We start from the raw sequence: 20881 nt of genomic DNA, 5'->3' as shown, positions 1-20881 counted from the left end.
GGGCTCTGAATACGACAAAAAAGGTTACTGACGCTCTGTTAATCTAGATTTTTCTTAAAACGTAAAGATGCAATAGCAAGACCAGCGATAGTAAATAGGCTAAGCCAGTACACATCTGGCAGCATATCGGTAAAACCTACATCTCTTAATATAACTCCTCTAACTAAGCGCATAAAATGAGTGGCGGGTAGTGCTTCGGCAATATATTGAGCTATTAGGGGCATGCCTTCATATGGAAACATAAAACCTGATAATAAAATCGACGGTAGTAGCACAAATATAGTCATTTGCATGGACTGTAGTTGATTGGTTGCTATGGTTGAAATAACCAAACCTAAAGTTAAGCTTGCAGCAATAAATAGTAACGTAATACAAAACAATGCCCATAAACCGCCATTAATAGGCGCGCTAAATAGCATATATCCCAATCCTAAAATGATTGAAACCTGCAATAATCCGATGAATATATAAGGGATTATTTTGCCTAACATAAGCTCTATTGGACGAATAGGTGTGGTTATTAACATCTCCATATTGCCATGCTCACGTTCGCGCACTATAGCGGCAGATGTAAACATGATCATCGTCATGGTTAGAATAATACCCACCAAACCAGGCACAATATTGACTGCGGTGCGCTGTTCTGGATTGTATAATAATGTGACTTCAAAAGTTGGAATAGTGCGATTGCTTGGTTTACTCAGTAGTTCTGCCAATGGCATGTTTCTCAGCCCTTTAATTGCACCAGCTATCATGGTGTCTGAGCCATCTACTAACCATTGTGCTATGGGGCGACTGGTTTCTTCATCGCTCGAGGCAGGTAAGCCAAAGCCAACACTGGCGTGGCGAGCGATACGCTGGCTAACATCTTGAGGAATAATTAAAACGGCGCGTATTTCTGCTTGTTCAAGTGCCGCATGAGCACTCTCGATATCATAAAACTGCTCACTAAAGGTGACAACTTGTGTGGCCGCAACGGTTTGTACTAATACACGACTCAATGCACTTTGACTGAGATCAACCACTGCCACTGGTATGTGGCGTACATTGGTATTGATTGCATAACCAAATAATATTAATTGCACTAAGGGGATCATAATGACCATGGCAAAGGTCATTTTATCTCGCTTTAATTGCGTCAATTCTTTGAGAAAGATTGCTTGAATGCGATATAGGCTTTTTATCATTGGCGACTACTCCCAGTGCAAGCGATAAACACATCTTCCAAGCTAGGTCGCACAATAGTGAATTTATTCGACTCAATATCAGTGTGATGCTCTAAAAAGCCTATAGGGTCACTCACAGTGTTTTTTATCAACACTCTTAAGCGCGCACCTAACTGTGCGGCAGTGACAATATCAGGCAGGGTGACTAATTGTTGTTTTAAATGCCGTAGTCCCTCAGCTTCAATTTCAACCACATGGGCAGCGATATTGTTCATCAGCTGTTCTGGTGTGCCATCTGCACGTTTTACTCCATCTTCTAATATCGCCAATTTATGACAACGCTCAGCTTCATCCATATAGTGAGTTGAAACAAGAATACTGGTGCCCTGATCACAAAGATCGAATAATTGTTCCCAGAATTCACGTCGATTTTCGGGATCAACTGCTGATGTGGGTTCATCTAAGAACAATAAATCAGGCTTATGCAGGGTAGCTGCAGCTAACGCTAGACGTTGTCGTTGACCACCACTCATACTAGCTGCTAATTGTTGTTGTTTTTGGTTAAGACCATAAATGGATAACAACTCATCAATACGACTTTTTTGAGCAGTACCTGAAATACCATAAATTTTAGCTATAAACTGTAGGTTTTCTTTAACCGTTAGGTCATTATAAAGAGAAAATTTCTGAGTCATGTAACCCATTCTCAAGCGTAGTTTTTCAGCATCTTTTGGCAATGATAGACCGAGGACTTGTATCTCTCCTGAAGTCGGCTTTAGTAACCCAGTCAGCATACGAATAGCCGTGGTTTTTCCACAACCATTGGGACCTAAGAATCCGTAAATACGATTTTTATCGATATTTAGGTCTAATTTATCTATGGCTTTTAATTCGCCGAAGTGGCGGCTTAGTTGCTTGGCTTGAATAACCAAATCAGGCATTGCATCGGTATTCAAGGCAGTTCAACTTGTACAGCCACACCATTAGGTAATTCTGCATAACTGTCAGGTAATTGTACTTCAGCCAAGTACATTAAGCGGGCACGTTCTTCTTGATTAAGGGCATAGTAGGGGGTGAAAGCCGGTTCACTAGAAATCCAGCGTACCTTGCCTGTTATAGTTTTGGCTAATCCATCAACATGAATAATTAGATCATCACCTGCTTTAATTTTAATCCGGTAAGGTTCTGGAACATAAATACGTGCGTAAGGCGTGTGACCTGCTAAAACAATTGCCACAGGACTACCCAGAGTGACTCTTTCACCTAAATTCCACGGCAGATTATCGAGAAGCCCGTCTCGGGTAGCTGTAACAGTTAAGTCCTCAAGTTTTTTATTCTCACTAGCAAGAGCTGCTTGCATAACTGCTAGGTTAGCTGCGGCCATTAATAAGTCTTCATGGCGAGTGCCGTTGGTGAGTATCAATAACTCTTCTTGAGCCGCTTGGACTGCCGCGCTATTTGAATCCTTAGACGCGAGAGCTTGATCTAAACTAGCTTGACTGACCAAACCTTTTGCCAGTAGATTTTTAGCTCTAAGATAAGCTGCGTCACTCTCTGTTAATGCGGCTTTAGCACCTTGTAATTTAGCGCTAGCTGCAGCGACTTCTTCAGGCCGCGCGCCGTTACGGTATTTTTCTAAATTAGCTTGTGCTTCAGCCACATAGGCTTGTGCCTTAACAGTTAATGCAGATTGTTGACGATTATCTAATTGCACTAGTACATCACCTACATTAACGCGAGCTCCTCGGGCAATCGGTAAAGCAACGACCACTTCGTTTGCAGTTGCTGTATGTGCAATACGATCTCGTTCGAGTGTTCCTAACGCAAGGCTAGGTGAGTCGTCTTCACAACCAAGACAGGCTAGTAGGGTGGTTAATATGACAATGACATACTTAATGTTGGTAATTTCTATCAAGTTCTTCATGTGATGTTATCCAGTTTGTGGATGAAATTGTGGTTGTGACAGAAATCTCACTTTCGAAGGCGACATAAGTCAGTATTATTGCAAACTTCAATTTGAAACATAAAACTTCGATTTACGAGGGTAAGGTCAAATAAAGGTACAGTAAAGCGGTTTAAACGTTGAGTTTGGTTAGCCTAGTCATTGATGTAGATCAACATTATAAATTTAGGGATAAGTAAACTCGCATAGTTTGTTTCTGTTAATCATTATCGGGATATTGCGTAAAGTAATGACTCAGTTGTAAACACCTACCTATATGTTTTTAATGAACAAGGAACTGAGTCATGCAAACCTATCAACAAACTTTTAGCATAAAACGATTATGGATAATTCTGATCGTAGGAATGATTGCCATGTTCGGCATCTTGCTATTTCTCGGAGCAGAAATTTATCAAAAAGCACCACCTATGCCACAAACGGTTACTTCGTCTTCTGGAGAAGTACTATATACCTTAAATGATATCGAAACCGGCCAAAATGTGTGGCAGTCAATTGGTGGCATGGAGCAAGGTTCAATTTGGGGGCATGGTAGTTATCTTGCGCCAGATTGGAGCGCTGAATGGCTGCATCGAGAAGCTGAAACCCTGTTGGGGTTAATGCTTAAAACGCCTATTACAGGGCTGTCTGAAGAGCAGAATACTGCATTACGAAAAGCCGCGCTGCAAAAAGAGATGCGCACCAACAGCTATGACCCGGCAACGGGTAATATTATGGTCACTGACCTTAGAGCCGAGGCCATTAAAAAGGTCGGAAACCATTTTGTAAGACTCTACGTAGGCAGCGATCCTGAGTCCTTGGCACTGCGCCGTGATTATGCTTTCCCTGTGCATGGCCTACTTACTGAAGTAGAAGCAAAGCAGCTTTCATCTTTCTATTTCTGGACTGCTTGGGGGGCCACTACAAATCGCCCAAACTTGGATATTACCTACACGAGCAACTGGCCCCATGAACCGCTAGTGGGCAACAAGCCTACAACTGAACTGTTAATGTGGAGCATTGCATCAGTGCTGTTACTGCTAGCCGGCGCTGGTGCTCTGATTGCCTATTACGCAAAACAATTTGATGTTTGGCAAAACGACGCTTTACCCGAAACCGGCATGGCCAAAGCGGATTTAGTGGATAGTACAATTGTCACACCTTCGATGCGCGCAACGGCAAAGTATTTTTGGGTGGTCAGTGCTATGTTTCTCGCGCAAGTATTGCTTGGCATTATTACCGCCCATTATGCGGTTGAAGGGCAGGGGCTCTACGGTCTACCTTTTGCTGAGTATCTTCCTTACACAGTGACACGAACATGGCACACGCAACTGGCGGTGCTTTGGATTGCTACCGCATGGCTGGCAACAGGATTATATGTTGCACCTTTGATGGGAGGCCGTGAACCAAAATTTCAACGCTTTGGGGTTAACTTTCTGTTTTTTAGTTTGTTGATCATTGTTATAGGGTCGTTTTTGGGGCAATGGGCTGCGGTGCATCGTTTCTTTAGTGATTTGACCATGAACTTCTGGTTTGGACATCAGGGTTATGAATATGTTGATCTGGGTCGATTCTGGCAGATTTATCTGACCATTGGATTATTCCTTTGGGTAGCTTTAGTGATGCGCGGACTCTGGCCTGTATTAATGCAAAAAGGCGGTAAGTCGCTGATTTATTTAGTGCTGGTATCGGCAATTGCGATTGGTTTACTGTATGCCGCAGGCCTAATGTGGGGCCAACATACCCATATAGCCATAATGAACTATTGGCGTTGGTGGGTGGTTCATCTTTGGGTTGAAGGTATTTTTGAGGTATTCGCGACTGCGATTATTTCCTTACTGTTTGTACGCATGGGCATTTTACGTAAATCTACCGCTACTGTAATGGTATTGTTTGCGACTATTATATTCTTGTTCGGTGGTGTGCTGGGTACTTTCCACCACTTGTATTTTAGTGGTACACCAACATCAGTTATTGCGGTTGGCGCCATGTTTTCTGCCCTAGAAGTTGTGCCGCTATTAGTGGTAGGTTTTGAGGCTTATACACGCCACAAAGTAGAGCATATGGAACAATGGCAGCGTAATTATCACTGGCCATTTATGTTTTTTGCGGCGGTTCTTTTTTGGAATTTAGTCGGTGCGGGTATATTTGGCTTTATGATCAATCCACCTATCGCGCTTTATTATATGCAAGGACTTAACACTACAGCCAATCATGGACATGCGGCGCTGTTTGGGGTGTATGGCATGCTTGGATTGGGACTGACATTATATTGTCTGCGAGGCCTCACTAATATCGACTTTTGGAATCAAAAGTTACTTAAAATATCATTTTGGTCTCTTAACATTGGTCTGGCGATGATGACCTTTTTATCGCTGCTACCACAAGGCGTCATTCAAACTTACGTCAGTATAGATCAAGGTTATTTCTTTGCCCGTTCGGCTGAGTTTATACACAGCCCTATTATGGAAGCACTGGTTTGGGCTAGAGTGCCTGGAGACATAGTATTTAGTGTGGGCGTGGTGGCTTTTGTATGCTTTGTTTATAAAGCCTTTGTACCAGGAAAAAACCATAATAACCAAGCAATATAAGGTTCTTCACTGGCTAGCTTGTATTTACCCTGACATATTTCAGGGTAAATGCTTAAACATTCAAAAAAAAGTAGCGTCTTTTAGGGCGCTACCTTTTGAGGCAAAACGACTGATTAAAACAACCTAAAGCAAACGACTAAGTCTAGCTTTTAATTGACTATTTTCTTTTTCCAATTGTTGTTTTGATTTTAATAATTCTATAACCATAGCTGTCGCAACCCAGTCAATTTGTAATTGCTGGCTTAGTTTGATGGCTTTTTTTATCCAGTGGGCACTTTCTAAATCAAATACCCATTCGGACAAAGTCTCACCTTCTACGGGCGTCACTATGCCGTATTCAACTACTTCAATTATTGCTTCTTGGCTTATATCAGCGCTGAGACACAATTCTTCTAAAGGCATATATAATGTGATGTTTGTCATGCTTAGTTGCTCCAATCGTCGCGCGGGTTATATTTTTCAACTTCGGCTAATTGTTCCCATAACTTTTTGGCTTCGTCGCTTGTTACTGGGGGGATATCAATCTTAATAATCGCCAGTAAATCACCTTGTGCGGTTTTGTTTTTAAGCCCTTTGCCTTTAATTCGTAATTTTTTACCAGAACGACTTTCTGGGGGAATATTTAAATTAATTTTCCCATGAAGTGTGGGTACTTCAAGTTTTATTCCAAGGGCAGCTTCCCAAGGGGTGAGGGTTACAGTTAACAGCAGATTAATACCTTGCACATCGAATAGAGGATGAGGTACTAGGCGAACATGTAGAAACAAGTCTCCGTTTAATTTTTTATCACTGCTTGCAGCACCTTGCCCTGGCGCTCCTTGGCCTTTTAACCTAATCCTCTCTCCATCAGCGACACCTGCAGGTATTTTTACTTTAAGTGATTTTTTGGTCTGCTGTGTTTGTCTACCATCAAAAACGGGTACCATAAACTCAATATTTTTAGTGATCCCAGATACTGATTCCTCAAGAAAAATGGGCACTTCCATTTCAAGATCTTGACCTTTATAAAAATCAGCATGTTGTTGTCCTGCGTGTCTAGACTGACCTCGACCACCACCAAAAACCGAATTGAAAAAATCAGAAAAATCAGCGGAAGAACCAGAATGATTAGCGCCTCCTCCTGATGACTGCCAACCAGGTGGTGCTTTAAAGCCTTGCTCTGAACTTGAACCATAACGCTTCATTTCGTCATATTCAGCACGTTTATCGTCATCTTTTAAGACTTCATAGGCTTCAGCCACTTGTTTAAACTTTTCTTCTGCACCTTCATCTGGATTCATGTCTGGGTGAAATTTAAGGGCAAGTTTACGGTAGGATTTTTTGATTTCCTTTAGATCAGCATCTTCTTTGACGTCCAAAATTTTGTAGTAATCTTTAAATTCCATTAATTGTTCCTTAGCTTAAATACGGGTCATCGGGATAGGGGGTTAGCTTTGTCAGAGATAACCTGTATCTCATTCTAATGTTTAGCTTAAAAGCACTTTGGCTCATAAATTATTTTATCGTCATTCTAGACGTCAGCAATTAATTTTGACGTTTTCTGTCGTTAATATAGCGCTTTACTTAACGCAACACTCATTACTTTTAATGGATAGTGAAGGATGAATTAGCACTCTAGTTTGCAGGGTTAATTACTGTAACATTTTGATGCAGATCAAAATGCACATTAAATATATGGGTAAATTGTAATGCTCTTTTAGAGCAAACAAAGGTTCAATGTATGATTTCAACGTCAATTTTCCCCGGACGTTATGTCCAAGGTGACCAAGCACTCAATATTTTAGCGGATGAAGTTCTAAGGCAGGGTAATAGTGCGCTAGTTATCGCCGACAAATTTGTGTTTGAACAGAGTAAAGATGCGATTGAACAAGCGTTAGGGCAACAACTTGATTTTAAGCTTGAGCCTTTTTCTGGAGAATGTTGTGACGAGGAAATAGCCAGACTAGGGAAAGTTTTTGCAGAGCATTCTGCTACTGTTATTATTGGCATAGGTGGAGGTAAAACCCTTGATACGGCAAAGGCTGTAAGCAATAAACAAAATTGCCCTATTATTGTTGTACCAACCATTGCCTCAACAGACGCCCCCTGTAGTGCCTTGGCGGTCATCTATAATACGGATGGGTCTTTTAAACGTTATGAGGTTTTGCCACATAACCCTAATGTTGTATTAGTAGATACCAATATCATCACCCATGCACCTGTTAGGTTTTTGGTAGCGGGTATGGGGGATGCGTTTGCTACTTGGTTTGAGGCTGAAGATTGCCGCTTAAAACAAGGTGCGAATATGACCGGTAGAGTAGGCTGTATGAGTGCTTACGCATTGGCGCGATTATGTCATGAAACCCTTTTAGAATATGGGTTATTAGCCAAACAAGCCTGTGAAAACAATATAGTCACACCAGCGTTAGAACATATAGTCGAGGCCAATACCTTGTTAAGCGGCCTCGGTTTTGAAAGCGGCGGTTTAGCAGCCGCTCATGCCATTCATAATGGCCTAACGGCCATACCTAGCACACACAAGTATTATCATGGTGAAAAAGTTGCCATTGGATTGCAAGCTATGATGTTCTTAACTGACAGACCCAGCGCCACTATCGATTTAGTCTTCGATTTTTGTCAATCAATAGGCTTACCAATCTGCCTTGCCGATATTGGCATGCAAGAGCCAACTGACGAAGAATTAATGCAAGTTGCCACTAGAGCCTGTGCAACAGGAGAGACCATACATAATGAACCCTATGAAGTTACACCTCGAAGAGTCATGCATTGCCTAAAAGCCGCTGATGCAGAGGGGCGACGTCGTAAATCAATGCTTTGCTGATGGGTTAAGAGCAGGGGCTAGTAACTGGCTGCTAGAGACTAGTTAAAAAGTAAAAGATAAAAGCTTTTTACCACAGAGGGCACTGAGAACACAGAGAAAAGATATTGTGGGTTCGCTGATAAATATCACGCATGGTCAATAGACCCAAATTAAACCTGTTGGGCGGCAATGAGCGATCTGCGGTCATACGATTAATGCCTGCTGACTGTTTCAAAAACTGAATAAGCGGATGGTGACATCCGCCCGTATATACCCCATCATTCCCGCGAAGGCGGGAACCTCCAACAACATCTGTAGATTTCAATAAAGTATCTTATTTCCAAAGTTAAAATTGATTGAAATACACTAATATCATACTGTTTTTAAAAGATTTAAATTGGCTGCACGGTAAATGTTAGTGGGTTCCCTCCTCCGAGGGAATGACGTGTAATATATTCAATATCTGCGCCGTCAGCGAGGTGTAATATCTTAAAAATCCTCACCGTCTGTTTACTGCTATAACTGTTTACTGCTATAACTGTTAACTCGGTAAGCGAGGCATGACTGACAGGTATTGGCACACTCAAGACAGTCATTTCTAATTCCTAACAACTCTCTTTTTCAGCTGCTTTTCCTCTGTGCTCTCTGTGTCCTACGTGGTTCAAATTCCTTTTGCTTTTAACTCTAGATATCTTTAACTACAAGATCCATCTAAAGTAAAAACGTCTCATTACAAACTCTACCGGCAAAGTAATACTGCAAATTTTTAAGTGTTGTATCGGCACTTTGTTGTAAGGACTCCACAGTAAAAAATCCTTGATGAGCTGTAATTAACACATTTGGAAATGTGCCGAGTCTTTGGTAAGTGTTATCGGGGACTGTTTCGCAAATCAGGTCTTTATTTGATAATTCAGACTCCATTTCATATATGTCTAATCCAAGATAGCCAATTTTTTCACTTTTCAATCCTGCGACGATAGCCTGTGTATTGATTAGTCCACCACGAGAGGTGTTAATAAGCATCACGTTATCTTTCATATTTTGTATCGAAGCATGATCAATCATATGTTGCGAGCCTGCATTAAGAGGGCAATGTAAACTGATCACATCTGATTCTTTTATTAATTTTTCTAGGCTGACGTATTGATGTCCCATGGCAACAATTTTGGCAGATGGAGATGGGTCACAACATAAAATGCGGCAACCGAAGCCAGTTAGTATCTCGACTAATCTTCGACCTATGGATCCAGTTCCCACTACGCCGACAGTTTTGCTGCGCAAATTAAATCCCAATAAACCATCTAGTTCATAATTATTATCCAGTACTCTGTTGGATGCTTTAAGTAATTTTCTATTTAGGGCTAGGATGATCCCCACAGTGTGTTCTGCCACTGACTCGGCTGAGTAACTTGGCACCCTGGAAACACTGATCCCCAACTTTAGTGCTTGTTGCAGATCAATATTATTAAACCCAGCACATCTCAGCGCCACATGGTGTATATCAAAGGATTTAAGAGCCTTGAGTACAGTAACGTCAATCACATCGTTGACAAAAACGGATACTGCATCGAAAGGTCTTGCCAATTCAACCGTTTCATTATTAAGGCTGGTATCCAAAAACTCTAAATCAAATCCAAAGTTGCTATTTCGAGCACTTAAAAATTTACGATCGTAAGGTTTACAGCTAAAAACACCGACTTTCATTTTGCAATCCTCAATTAAATAGAGCCTAAGTCAGCCCTTTAATTATTGATATTGTGATTAAACAAAAACCATTATTTTGGGAGCTTTTCAAAGATTAATGCTACAGCTTTGTTAATTTTATCTTCAAGGTTTTCGTAGGTGTTTTCGCTCACTCTACCAATGGCGACACCTTCCCATAAAAGACGCTTAGTGCTGCTGTCAATTAAATCAATGTTGAGGGTTCCTTCGGTATACTGGGTTATCCGATCATCAACAATAGGATAATTGCCCCAAACACCGTAACCCCGTCGATAGTGATAATACAAAGATGCTGAGGGAGCTGAAGTGATATTTATTTTGTCCTTAATATTCACATTAAAGTTTACCCATAAATCAGGTTCATCGGCATACTTATAACCATGGTTTAGCATTTCAGACTTTATCGCTGACTTAATATAACGAAAGGTCAGTGAATCGTATTCATTACCCTGTGGCAGAAGTGTTGGATAAAAACCAAAGGTTTGGTATTCATCAAATTGAGCCGATTGATCCTGCATGCTATGGATTGTCGGTACCGATTGGCAACCCAGCAATATGCCGGTTAATAGCACTAAAAGTGCGTATCTAATGGTAAATTGAATATTTTTATCCACCGCTATTCTCCTAGAATTGTTATTTGTTGACACACACAAATACTGTTATGGAAGATAACTTTGCGCTTTATTAGCAGTAGCAATCTTGATACAGGTCAAAATAATTGATGTTCAAAACAAAAATGAGGGGGTAATACTTATTGTTAAAGATACAAATTGTATTTTTAACAACGCTTAATTCAACTCTATTATATCCAGTACTTTTTTAACGAGTGTGTTTTCTACAAAAGGTTTTTCAATAAAATCAATGGCTTTTGCTTTCATTGCGCGAACGGCTACAGAAACGTTACCGTCGGATGACAAAACTATTGTGGGCAATCTAACGCCGAGATTATTAATATGTTCGAGTAATTGAATGCCGTCCATATTGGGTAGGTTTACTTCAACTATTAGACAGGCTGCTCTAGTTCTTAATTTTGTCTGCAAAAGGTCTTCTGCAGAACTAAACATCTCTACTGCCACGTTATTTTGATTTAATAGTTTAGATAGTGAAACTTGTAACTTATGGTCACCGTCAACTAGATACACAATTGGTTTTACCAACTGTTTATTAGCGACATTAATCTTGGATTCCATAAAAGGCCTAGATAACACTGAATTTAATACTTATTGTATGATTTAGAGTTAATTATCCACGTAAAGGAAGGAATAGAGCAATAAGGAATTATACGTAAATTATTCAGTAGGGGAGGCATCAATGACTATTTTTACTAGTTCGGCAAGGGACTTAACACCCATTTTTTCCATCACATGTGCTCTATGTATTTCTACTGTTCTTTGGCTCAGATGAAGCTCAATAGCAATAACTTTATTGGCTTTACCTGATACCACCGCCTCAAGAATTTGGACCTCTCGGTTGGTTAATAATTTTAATTTAGCCTGAGTTTCCTGTACTTTTTCGATTCGTTTTTGAGACTTAAGATTTATTTGCAATGCTTTTTGAATAGCATCTATCAGTTGCTGTTCTCTGAAGGGTTTTTGAATAAATTCTATAGCACCTTGTTTCATTGCCTCAACTGCTGTGGGCACATCGCCATGACCGGTTACAAAAATGATTGGCATACTACAGCCCATTTGTTCGAGTCTATGTTGGCATTCGATGCCACTAATTACGGGCATCCGCATATCCAACATTATACAACCATTGTGGTTATCGAAATCTGCGGAGTTGTATGCTTCTAAAAACACCTGGGCATCTTTGTAGCAAGTGTTTCGCTGTCCAATACTGTCTAATAACATGCCCACAGCATCCAAAACGGCTTCATCATCATCTACTACATGTACCATGGGGGAAGTTGACAAACTTTCAGTCTGATTATTTTTCATATTATTTCTCAATCTTTTCTTGGTTGATAACAGTAGCGGGTAAACTAAATGAAAATATACATCCAGATGGTTGGCTCGGGCCAAAGTATATTGTTCCTCCATGAGAATGAATGATAGTTTGACTTACTGATAAGCCCATTCCCATTCCGGCCGCTTTGGTGGTGAAAAACGGGCTAAATATACCGCTAATGGAGTCTTCATCTAGGCCATAGCCACAATCAATAACCGACACCTCAATCATCTCGTCTGATAACCACTGGCTTCTAATATGTAATGGTGCGCCTTTTAAATCTTCCATGGCATCGATGCCGTTGCGGATCAGGTTTAATAACACTTGCTGTATTTGCACTGGGTCAGCTAGTAGTTTAGGTTTTATATCTTGGCTTAATTTCAGTATGACTTGATGATCAAGAATACGGGTATCTACTTTAGCCAACTTCACAGTTTCAAGTATCAGCTTGTTAAGGTCAACTGATTCACGTTGGGCTACACGTTTTTTAACAAATGATCTGAGCCTATCGATTACATCGCTGGCCCGAATGGCTTGATCACAAATTTTATCCAGTGCAATCGCCACCTTTTCTTTATTGTCTACTGTCGCTGATTGCAAAAGTCGTTTTGACGCTTGGGCATAACTGGTTATGGCAGCAAGGGGTTGGTTCATTTCATGAGCAATACCAGCTGCGAGTTCACCCATAGAACTTAACCTAGAGGCGTGCGACAAACGGTCTCTACTTTCTTGAACCTCAATTCTGTCCTGTTCTTGTTCAGAAATATCTCTAATAATACCGACAAACTGGGTGTGGCTAGATTCTTTTACCTCACCAACACTCAGGAATATGGGGAATTCTTCACCATTGGATTTTTTACCTCTAACTTTTCTGCCTTTACCAATAATTTTGGTTTCACCAGAAGCCAAATAAGTGGAGAGATATTTGTCATGCTCTTCACTAAAAGGAGAAGGCATAAGAAGTTTAATATTTTTACCTAACACTTCTTGACTTGAATATAAAAACATCCTCTGCGCCGCTGCGTTAAAAACCTCAATATTGCCTTTTCCATCAATAATAATTAAGGCGTCTACTGTGGCGTCAAGTAAGGCAGTCAACCTGGCGTTAGCATCTTCGATGGGGGCTTGGCCCACAGTGTTATCCAATGATCTTTGCTTCGAGAATGACTTGTCAGATTCAGGCATTAACAGCATCCAATATACGTAGTTTCCGAAGTGATTTACGCGACATTCCGGATAGTGAAACCTTTTGTTTACGGTATATGATTTAACTTGAAAGAGGAAGTGAAAGTGACAGCTCGACAATTACGCGTTATGTCAGTTGATAAACTTTATGGCACAAGTAATACCTACAGAGGCGTAACTAAAATGAAGACTTCATATCAACCACAAAATGACTATTACAACGCAACTACGCTATTGGACACTTATATGGGCAGTAGTAGCTCTATAAACCAATCCCAGCAGCGAGATTCCCATAGAGTTTTTCATCGCAGAGATAACCTATTTTCAGTTGGGAATTATTTTGAAGGTATTTATCTATTGCGCTCGGGTTCGGCTAAATCATTTATTACCTCCCGAGATGGTGAAGAACATATCACTAAATTTTATTATCCTGGTGACATGTTAGGAATAGATGGATTTGATGCACATGTGCATACCCAAACTGTACGTTTTTTAGAAACTAGTAGTGTGTGTTTTATCAAAGAATCACAGATAAATAGTCTGATACAAACCAGTCCTGATTTTCGCAATGGTTTATTGCAATCCATGAGTCATACCTTAGCTAGCGACAGTGCAATGATGATGTGTTTAAGTACATGTTCAAGTGAACAAAAAGTCGCGCAGTTTTTACTGGACTTATCATTCGGTTTTTCCGATAGAAACTTATCAGGTAGTGAATTTATGTTAAGCATGACACGTACTGATATTGCCAATTATTTAGGTATGGCTATAGAGACAGTAAGTCGTGTATTCGCTAGCTTTCAACAAAGAAATATTATTGCAGTAAAGCTACGTTATTTGTCTATTTTGGACTTTGAATCGTTGAACAGCATAGTGGCAATAGATAACTGTTCTCAAACTTTAGCAAAAAAATCCAATATAAAAAGAGTAAAACAAGCATTGAATTAGTCTGCCAACTATAAACGCTATATAAAGAACATCTCGGAAAATTAGACTGTCGAGTATGTAGATTGACGTTTTAGTTAAATAGTAACAGTACATCACTTTTTGGGATCTAAATTATGAAACAGTATCAACGTATATTAGTGGCTATTGATGTTTATTCTGAATATGACCAAGTACTTAAAAGAGCTTTGAGTTTGGTCGACAAAGCCAGTCAACTAAGCGTTGTTTTTGTGACGTTGCCGGCTACTTATTTTCAACCTTATGTTAATGATGTCAGTGGTGATTATATTGCTGAAATACATCAACAAGCCAAAATGAGTTTGAATAACATGGCTAAAAAAAATGGCATTCCCACTAATCAACTATATTTACCCATTGGATATGCTGCCGATGAAATTCATACTTTAGCAGATGAAATTAAAGCTGATCTTATTGTAATAGGCACACATGGCCGAAGCGGTCTTAAACTATTATTGGGATCGACTGCCAATTCAGTGCTACATGGTGCAAAGCAAGATGTATTGGCTGTTAGGATTGTATAGACATAAGCTGTTAGTTCAAAACTAGGATGTAATAATGGTTCAGATTAACCAGCAGCGATATGCCACTTTATCGATTATTCTGCATTGGGTAATGTTCTTGTTACTTGTTGCTGTATATAGCTGCATAGAACTTCGAGAAATTTATCCAAAAGGCAGTGATCTAAGAGAAACCTTAAAAACTTGGCATTTTATGCTCGGTCTCAGTGTGTTTATTTTAGTTTGGATTAGAATTATCGTTAGGTTCATCAAACCAGCTCCTGAAATCCTAGCTGTCATTCCTAGGTGGCAACAATTATTAGCTAAAGCCATACATATAGCCTTATACATTTTGATGATCGGTATGCCAATAGCGGGTTGGCTTATCTTAAGTGGTGAAGGAAAGAATATTCCATTTTTTGGTCTTAATTTACCTGCATTAATAGCCCAAAATAAACCATTAGCAGAGACTATTGAAGAAGTGCATAAGACTGCAGGTACAGTCGGATATTACCTAATTGGATCACATGCACTTGCAGGAATATTTCATCACTACGTACAAAAAGATAATACGTTGCGACGTATGTTGCCAATGCTAAATTCTAGGTCAGATTAATAGTGTCGGGTTCGCAGCTAAGATGTGAACCCGTTATATTTATATTGCATAGAACTGCAAAGACTATTGCTGCATTCCCATCTTTTTCATAATTGTCATCATCGGACACCAGTTTGTAAATGCCGACTGAATTAAATTAGCTGCAATAAAAACTGTGAAATAAACCCAGTTAACATGCACAAAATAAGTCAGGGCTAACGACACTAAAATCATGATCCCAGCTACCAACCTTAACCCTTGATTAATATTCATCTTACACCTCATTTAATATTAGTAGATTCTAATATTAGACAAACCTAATATAATGTTTATACTAAAGCAAGTTTAAATTAAGTCGGAGTCAGTAAACTTGGATCTAGATCAAATTAAAGCCAATGCTTCTGAGGCAGAATCGTTTTTGAAGATGTTAGCTAATAAAAACAGGTTAATGATTTTATGCAGTTTAATTGAAAAAGAATGCTCGGTTAATGAATTAAATCAATCGGTACCTCTTACCCAATCTGCACTTTCACAACATTTGGCTGCACTTAGAAAAGCTGAGTTAGTAGCAACAAGGCGTGAAGCACAAACTATTTATTACTCGGTGGTAGATGTCAGAGTAAAGCAAATAATCGAGAAAATGTATGAATTTTTCTGTGTTACAGAGTAATTGAAAAATATGAAAAAACATCCAATAGATCGACTGGTTGCCTACTCATTACAAGGCGGCTTTCCGCAATTTGTGTTTGTTGTTGCCCTATTCTTAGGTGCAATAGCACTTATTTATACGCCACGTGAAGAAGAACCACAAATAGTAGTGCCCATGATTGATGTGTGGGTGGATGTGCCTAATTTATCTGCACGCCAGGTTGAACGACAAGTGACTGTTCCCCTAGAAAAACTCATCAAACAAGTACCGGGTATTGAACATATTTACTCTGCGTCTCACGATGGGGGATTAAGTGTCACCTTGCGATTTGAGGTGGGTGAAGACAGAGAACGAGCGTTACTCAATACCTACAATAAACTACATTCTAACCAAGATAAAATCCCTGAAGTTGCGGCTAATTGGATTGTTAAACCCATTGAAGTAGACGATGTTGCGATATTGATGGTAGGGCTATTTAGCACATCACCAGACCTTTATTCTGATTATGAACTTCGCAGAATGGCGCAAGAAGTGTCTACGGTTATTCAAAGTCTGCCTAATACCAGTGAAGTTAATGTAGTGGGTGGCCGTTCACGGTCGATACAAGTGTCTCTTGACTTACAGGCGCTTGCCGCTCGCCAAACCAGTGTAATGAACGTGGTGGATGCACTGGCATTATCAAACCAGCTTTCCAGACATGGCGACTTAGCTATGGGACAAAAAAACATAGTGATTGAGTCTGGCGACGTTATCCGTGATCTGCAGGCGCTAAATAATATCGTTGTTAACGTCATCAATGGAAAAATGGTGATGCTTAAAGATATTGCCGAAATACGTGATGGCCCTTCAGAACCACAAAGTTATCAGTGGTTAGAGTTCGCAAATGAAGCTGCAAATGGAGTTGGGAACAAGCAACTCCAAGACAAATATCCGATGGTGACTATCAGCGTCGCCAAACAAAAGGGCAGTAATGCTGTCACAGTTGCAGATGATGTACTGGCTAAAATGGCTGAACTACAAACACAATTATTGCCAGCTGAAGTTCACTACGAATATCTGAGAAATTATGGCCAAACAGCTAATGAAAAAGTCAATAACTTAACCTCAAGTTTGGCTTTTGCAGTGTTTACAGTAGTGGTATTTATTGGGGTGTTTTTAGGTTGGCGTCAAGCCATAGTAGTGGCCTTGGCTGTGCCTATTTGTTACGGACTGACGCTGATGCTGGACTTGGCTTTTGGCTACACTATCAATAGGGTCACGCTGTTTGCGTTAATTCTTTCTCTTGGGTTATTGGTAGACGATCCGATTACCGGAATTGACAATATCACCCGTTTTCTGGGTTACAAAAAATCATCTAAAAGTGACAATATAATTAATGCCATGTCAGAAATACGCCCAGCATTAATTATGTCAACGTTTACCATCATTTTGGCCTTTGTGCCCTTGGCTTTTATCACCGGTATGATGGGGCCTTATATGGCACCCATGGCATTTAATGTGCCTGTTAGTGTGGTGATCTCTACCTTTGTCGCCTTTGCAATCACACCTTGGCTAGCGTCTAAACTTTTAAAACCATCCACAACAGAAATAGCCGATAAAACCAACGGCATATATTCTCGTTTGTTAAATCCACTTATCGCCAATAAAAGTAGAAGCAAGTTAGGCTTATGGATTGTATTAGTGTTGTTTGTAGTGTCTTGTGCCTTACCTTTGTTAAGAATGGTGCCACTTAAACTACTGCCATTTGATAACAAAAATGAAATACAGGTATTAATCGATATGCCAGAGGGCACATCATTAGAAAAAACTGCGGCACAAGTCGAAGATGTTATTCAGACTGTTAAATTATTACCAGAGGTTAAGGCGATAGCTAGTTATATTGGTCAGCCATCTCCCATAGATTTTAATGGCATGGTTCGCCAGCACTATCTCCGTAAGGCATCAAATCTTGCTGAATTAAGGATCACCTTGCTGGATAAAACACAGCGGGAACATCAATCTCACGGCATTGTTTTGCGTTTAAGAGAGTTACTTGCACCCATGCAACAACAACATCTTTCATTAAAAGTAATTGAAGTGCCACCGGGTCCCCCTGTACTGAGTACTTTTGTTGCTGAAATTTATGCCGAACCTTTTGTCAGTCCCGAAGTTCATCAAGCTGCTGCACTTGGCCTGATTTCTCGTCTTAAATCTGAGGCCCATGTAGTTGAGATTGATTCGACAATCACCAGCGAGCAGCTAATCTGGCGCTTCGTGGCAGATAAACAAAAAGCAGCATTGTCAGGAATTTCTACTGTTGATATTAATAATGCATTGACGGTCGCTATAGCATCTAAAAGAGCGGGGACTTATCAGGTTGAAAATGACGCAACTCCTGTGCCAATAGATGTGAAACTAGCGTTCGCAGATAGACAGTCACTAACCGATATCCTGTCACTGCAAGTCATAGGACAAAACGGTATTGCACAGCTGGATAATGGCCTTGGGTTAGAAGCATCACCCCAGTCACTGGTGAGTCTTGCGGAGTTGGGACAATGGCAACAAACTAAGGTTTCACAACCGATATTACATAAAGATCTTGTTCCGGTGATCTACGTCACTGCAGAGTTATCGGGCCGCACACCTGCAGAGGTCATTGCAGATCTTAGCGCTGATCTTAAAACAGCAGATAACAGCGAGTCGGTTAGCGAACACTCAGTTGAAAATAGCGGGCAAAACAGTTGGCAAAATAGAACCTATTTACAATCAGGTGGGGGAGAGCAATGGGAATTACCTGAGGGGACCTCTTATTCATTTTCCGGTGAAGGAGAATGGAAAATCACCATAGATGTGTTCAGAGATATGGGTATTGCCTTTGCGTTTGCTTTAGTGGGTATTTTCTTTCTACTTAAATTACAAACCTCTAGCTCGGCATTGGCATTAATCATTATGTCGGCCATCCCATTAACTATTATTGGCATCATGCCAGGTTTTTGGCTCTTAAATCAGTTTGGTGAGCGAACAATTGCCGGTGCACCTGATCCAATATTATTTACCGCAACCGCTATGATAGGCATGATTGCGCTTGCAGGCATAGTCGTCAGAAACTCCTTGATTTTAGTGGAATTTATCACCTTAGCTAGAGGCAATGGTATGAATATTAAAGAAGCTCTTTTGGCTGCTGGGGAGGTACGCATGAGGCCGGTTTTACTCACTGCAGGTACGACCATGTTAGGTAATTTAGTGATTACTTTAGACCCGGTTTTTAGCGGCTTAGCACTGGCCATTATTTTTGGCATCATTGCTTCAACACTTTTCTCACTATTTGTCGTACCTATAGTGTATTACTTAGTGTTTGAAGATAAACCGCAAGCACAGTTACAGGAACAAACATTATGAATATCAAAAAATGGGCAATCCCAGTAGTAACTGTTGCTGGATTATTAGTTGTAGTGGCTTGGATGGCAGGCGTATTTACCAGTCAAGTTGCCCCTGGGTTAATGGAACGTCCTACTGATAAAGCCATATCCAGCTATACGGTGCAAACAATCACTCAGCCTAGATTGGAGTCGATACCTGCCGGTATTAAAGCAAGGGAAGCGACTTTGTTATCAAGTCAGATTTTGGCGAGGATCGAAAAGATACATGTTAGGGCAGGGGATAAAGTAACCAAAGGACAGTTACTTGTTACCCTTGAAAGTGAAAGCCTTAAGGCTCAGTTGGCACAAGCCATTGCAATGGAAGATGCGTCACAAGCGATGTTAACTGAAGCCAAAGCTAATTTTGAACGCTCTCAAACACTAAAAGAAAAAGGTTTGGTATCGCAAAGCGTACTTGATAATGCCGTCGCAAGCTTTCGCCGTTACGGCTCAGAATTAGTAGCGGCAACAGAGCGTAAACAAGCCGCACAGACTGGGCTTGAATATAGCAAAATACACTCTCCGTTTACTGGGGTAGTGGTTGAGAGATCTGCGGAGCCGGGAAATATGGCGTCACCAGGGCAACTACTTTTGTCCTTGTATGATCCGCTTACCTTACAAATTGAAGCTGATGTACGTGAATCCTTAGCTACCCAGCTCAATATAGGTCGAAGAATAAAGGTTAAAATAGAATCTTTGGGTAAAGAAATCAATGCCACCATAGTAGAAATAGTGCCTGCTGCTGACCCCAATGCACGGTCATTTTTGGTTAAGGCTGGAATTGAATTCTACCCCAATTTAAAGCCTGGTATGTTTGCCAGAATGATAATAGAAGATGGCACCCAAGATATATTATCTATCCCAGTAGATTATGTAAAAAGTTACGGCCAACTAGATATGGTGTGGCTGTTAAAAGATGGCAATTTAAGCCGACGTTTTGTGCGATTAGGAAAGTCACAGCTTAATCAAGTAGAAATTGTTTCAGGTCTCAATTCCGGTGACACACTGTCTTTGAGCGCTAACTAAATAAAATATAAACATTGAGGAATTAATCATGCTTAAACCTATGTCGGAATTATTACAGCAAGCATCACAAAATGTGCAACTTATAACCGCCCAAAAAGCGGCAGAAGAACTTAAACAAAACAAAGGTTTGTTAATAGATGTTAGGGAATCAGCAGAACATTTTGCATCGCCTGCTGTTGGTGCTATCAATATTCCTAGAGGCGTATTGGAAATGAAAATAATGGAGATAGAGAAAGACCCAGAAAGGCCTATTTATTTGCATTGTGCATCTTCGTTGCGTGCAACCTTAGGTGCGGAACAATTAGCGCGAGTTGGTTACACAAATGTCAGTGTAATCACTTGTAAAATGGACGAAATACATAAAATGCACCAGCACTGAGCTAGCGCAAAGTAAATG

The 20881-nt window shown here is 40.3% G+C and carries 21 protein-coding genes; 9 read left to right on the top strand and 12 right to left on the bottom strand.

The genetic code is table 11. The annotated features are described in order from the left end of the window. Positions 1–38 precede the first annotated feature (38 nt). Genes GARC_RS01665 through GARC_RS01655 form a run of 3 tightly spaced genes read right to left on the bottom strand, consistent with a single transcriptional unit; the run spans position 39 to position 3090 of the window. Positions 39–1187 carry an ABC transporter permease gene (locus GARC_RS01665; protein WP_007616096.1) on the bottom strand — a complete coding sequence of 383 codons (1149 nt, stop codon included), beginning with the start codon at positions 1185–1187 and terminating at the stop codon, positions 39–41. Next, positions 1184–2107: an ABC transporter ATP-binding protein gene (locus GARC_RS01660; RefSeq protein WP_039988413.1), complete on the bottom strand. Its 924-nt coding sequence runs from the start codon at positions 2105–2107 to the stop codon at positions 1184–1186. The genes GARC_RS01665 and GARC_RS01660 overlap by 4 nt, the downstream gene beginning before the upstream one ends. Before the next feature lie 11 nt (positions 2108–2118). After that, the gene (locus GARC_RS01655; RefSeq protein WP_007616094.1) at positions 2119–3090 is read right to left on the bottom strand and encodes an HlyD family secretion protein; all 972 of its coding nucleotides are present in this window, start codon (positions 3088–3090) and stop codon (positions 2119–2121) included. A gap of 323 nt (positions 3091–3413) precedes the next feature. Here GARC_RS01655 and GARC_RS01650 point away from each other — a divergent pair, with 323 nt between their 5' ends. Continuing rightward, positions 3414–5696, top strand: coding sequence for a nitric-oxide reductase large subunit (locus GARC_RS01650; protein WP_007616093.1), 2283 nt, complete (start codon positions 3414–3416; stop codon positions 5694–5696). Between the two features lie 123 nt (positions 5697–5819). Here GARC_RS01650 and GARC_RS01645 read toward each other — a convergent pair whose 3' ends face one another. After that, positions 5820–6119 carry a chaperone modulator CbpM gene (locus GARC_RS01645; RefSeq protein ID WP_007616092.1) on the bottom strand — a complete coding sequence of 100 codons (300 nt, stop codon included), beginning with the start codon at positions 6117–6119 and terminating at the stop codon, positions 5820–5822. Positions 6120–6121: 2 nt separating this feature from the next. Beyond that, positions 6122–7081, bottom strand: coding sequence for a DnaJ C-terminal domain-containing protein (locus tag GARC_RS01640; protein WP_007616091.1), 960 nt, complete (start codon positions 7079–7081; stop codon positions 6122–6124). A 335-nt stretch (positions 7082–7416) separates the two neighbouring features. Between GARC_RS01640 and GARC_RS01635 the strand changes: the two genes are divergently transcribed. Beyond that, a complete protein-coding gene (locus GARC_RS01635; protein WP_007616090.1) occupies positions 7417–8517 on the top strand; it encodes a glycerol dehydrogenase in 1101 nt (366 codons plus the stop codon). A 371-nt stretch (positions 8518–8888) separates the two neighbouring features. On the opposite strand, the gene GARC_RS01630 is transcribed toward GARC_RS01635, so the two are convergent. The 6 genes from GARC_RS01630 to GARC_RS01605 all read right to left on the bottom strand — a co-directional run bounded on the left by GARC_RS01630 (position 8889) and on the right by GARC_RS01605 (position 13353). Then, on the bottom strand, positions 8889–9092 hold the full coding sequence (locus GARC_RS01630; RefSeq protein ID WP_007616089.1) for a hypothetical protein: 204 nt from the start codon (positions 9090–9092) through the stop codon (positions 8889–8891). Between the two features lie 115 nt (positions 9093–9207). Next, positions 9208–10200, bottom strand: coding sequence for a 2-hydroxyacid dehydrogenase (locus GARC_RS01625; protein WP_007616088.1), 993 nt, complete (start codon positions 10198–10200; stop codon positions 9208–9210). Positions 10201–10271: 71 nt separating this feature from the next. Next, the gene (locus tag GARC_RS01620; protein WP_007616087.1) at positions 10272–10832 is read right to left on the bottom strand and encodes a DUF4136 domain-containing protein; all 561 of its coding nucleotides are present in this window, start codon (positions 10830–10832) and stop codon (positions 10272–10274) included. Between the two features lie 174 nt (positions 10833–11006). Then, positions 11007–11408, bottom strand: a complete 402-nt coding sequence (locus GARC_RS01615) for a response regulator transcription factor (RefSeq protein WP_007616086.1) — start codon at positions 11406–11408, stop codon at positions 11007–11009. 99 nt (positions 11409–11507) lie between these two features. Next, on the bottom strand, positions 11508–12158 hold the full coding sequence (locus GARC_RS01610) for a response regulator transcription factor (RefSeq protein ID WP_007616085.1): 651 nt from the start codon (positions 12156–12158) through the stop codon (positions 11508–11510). A gap of 1 nt (position 12159) precedes the next feature. Next, on the bottom strand, positions 12160–13353 hold the full coding sequence (locus tag GARC_RS01605) for a PAS domain-containing sensor histidine kinase (protein WP_153810837.1): 1194 nt from the start codon (positions 13351–13353) through the stop codon (positions 12160–12162). A gap of 105 nt (positions 13354–13458) precedes the next feature. On the opposite strand from GARC_RS01605, the gene GARC_RS01600 reads away from it, so the two are divergent. The 3 genes from GARC_RS01600 to GARC_RS01590 all read left to right on the top strand — a co-directional run bounded on the left by GARC_RS01600 (position 13459) and on the right by GARC_RS01590 (position 15432). Continuing rightward, positions 13459–14301 (top strand): helix-turn-helix domain-containing protein, encoded by an 843-nt coding sequence (locus GARC_RS01600; RefSeq protein ID WP_007616081.1) that lies wholly within the window; start codon positions 13459–13461, stop codon positions 14299–14301. 113 nt (positions 14302–14414) lie between these two features. After that, positions 14415–14840, top strand: coding sequence for a universal stress protein (locus GARC_RS01595; protein WP_007616080.1), 426 nt, complete (start codon positions 14415–14417; stop codon positions 14838–14840). Positions 14841–14874: 34 nt separating this feature from the next. After that, the gene (locus GARC_RS01590) at positions 14875–15432 is read left to right on the top strand and encodes a cytochrome b (RefSeq protein ID WP_007616078.1); all 558 of its coding nucleotides are present in this window, start codon (positions 14875–14877) and stop codon (positions 15430–15432) included. Between the two features lie 63 nt (positions 15433–15495). Here the strand turns inward: GARC_RS01590 and GARC_RS01585 are convergent, their stop codons facing one another. After that, positions 15496–15684 (bottom strand): YgaP family membrane protein, encoded by a 189-nt coding sequence (locus tag GARC_RS01585; RefSeq protein ID WP_007616076.1) that lies wholly within the window; start codon positions 15682–15684, stop codon positions 15496–15498. 97 nt (positions 15685–15781) lie between these two features. Here GARC_RS01585 and GARC_RS01580 point away from each other — a divergent pair, with 97 nt between their 5' ends. Genes GARC_RS01580 through GARC_RS01565 form a run of 4 tightly spaced genes read left to right on the top strand, consistent with a single transcriptional unit; the run spans position 15782 to position 20863 of the window. Further along, positions 15782–16081 (top strand): ArsR/SmtB family transcription factor, encoded by a 300-nt coding sequence (locus GARC_RS01580; protein WP_007616074.1) that lies wholly within the window; start codon positions 15782–15784, stop codon positions 16079–16081. A gap of 9 nt (positions 16082–16090) precedes the next feature. Continuing rightward, entirely contained in the window at positions 16091–19438 is a 3348-nt protein-coding gene (locus tag GARC_RS01575) for an efflux RND transporter permease subunit (RefSeq protein ID WP_007616072.1), read from the top strand. Further along, positions 19435–20484 carry an efflux RND transporter periplasmic adaptor subunit gene (locus tag GARC_RS01570; protein WP_007616070.1) on the top strand — a complete coding sequence of 350 codons (1050 nt, stop codon included), beginning with the start codon at positions 19435–19437 and terminating at the stop codon, positions 20482–20484. Before GARC_RS01575 ends, GARC_RS01570 begins: the two co-directional genes overlap by 4 nt. 28 nt (positions 20485–20512) lie before the next feature. Then, entirely contained in the window at positions 20513–20863 is a 351-nt protein-coding gene (locus tag GARC_RS01565; protein WP_007616068.1) for a rhodanese-like domain-containing protein, read from the top strand. Positions 20864–20881: the final 18 nt, after the last annotated feature.

Source organism: Paraglaciecola arctica BSs20135 (assembly GCF_000314995.1).
GTDB lineage: Bacteria > Pseudomonadota > Gammaproteobacteria > Enterobacterales > Alteromonadaceae > Paraglaciecola > Paraglaciecola arctica.
This window is presented reverse-complemented; position numbering and strand designations above follow the sequence as displayed.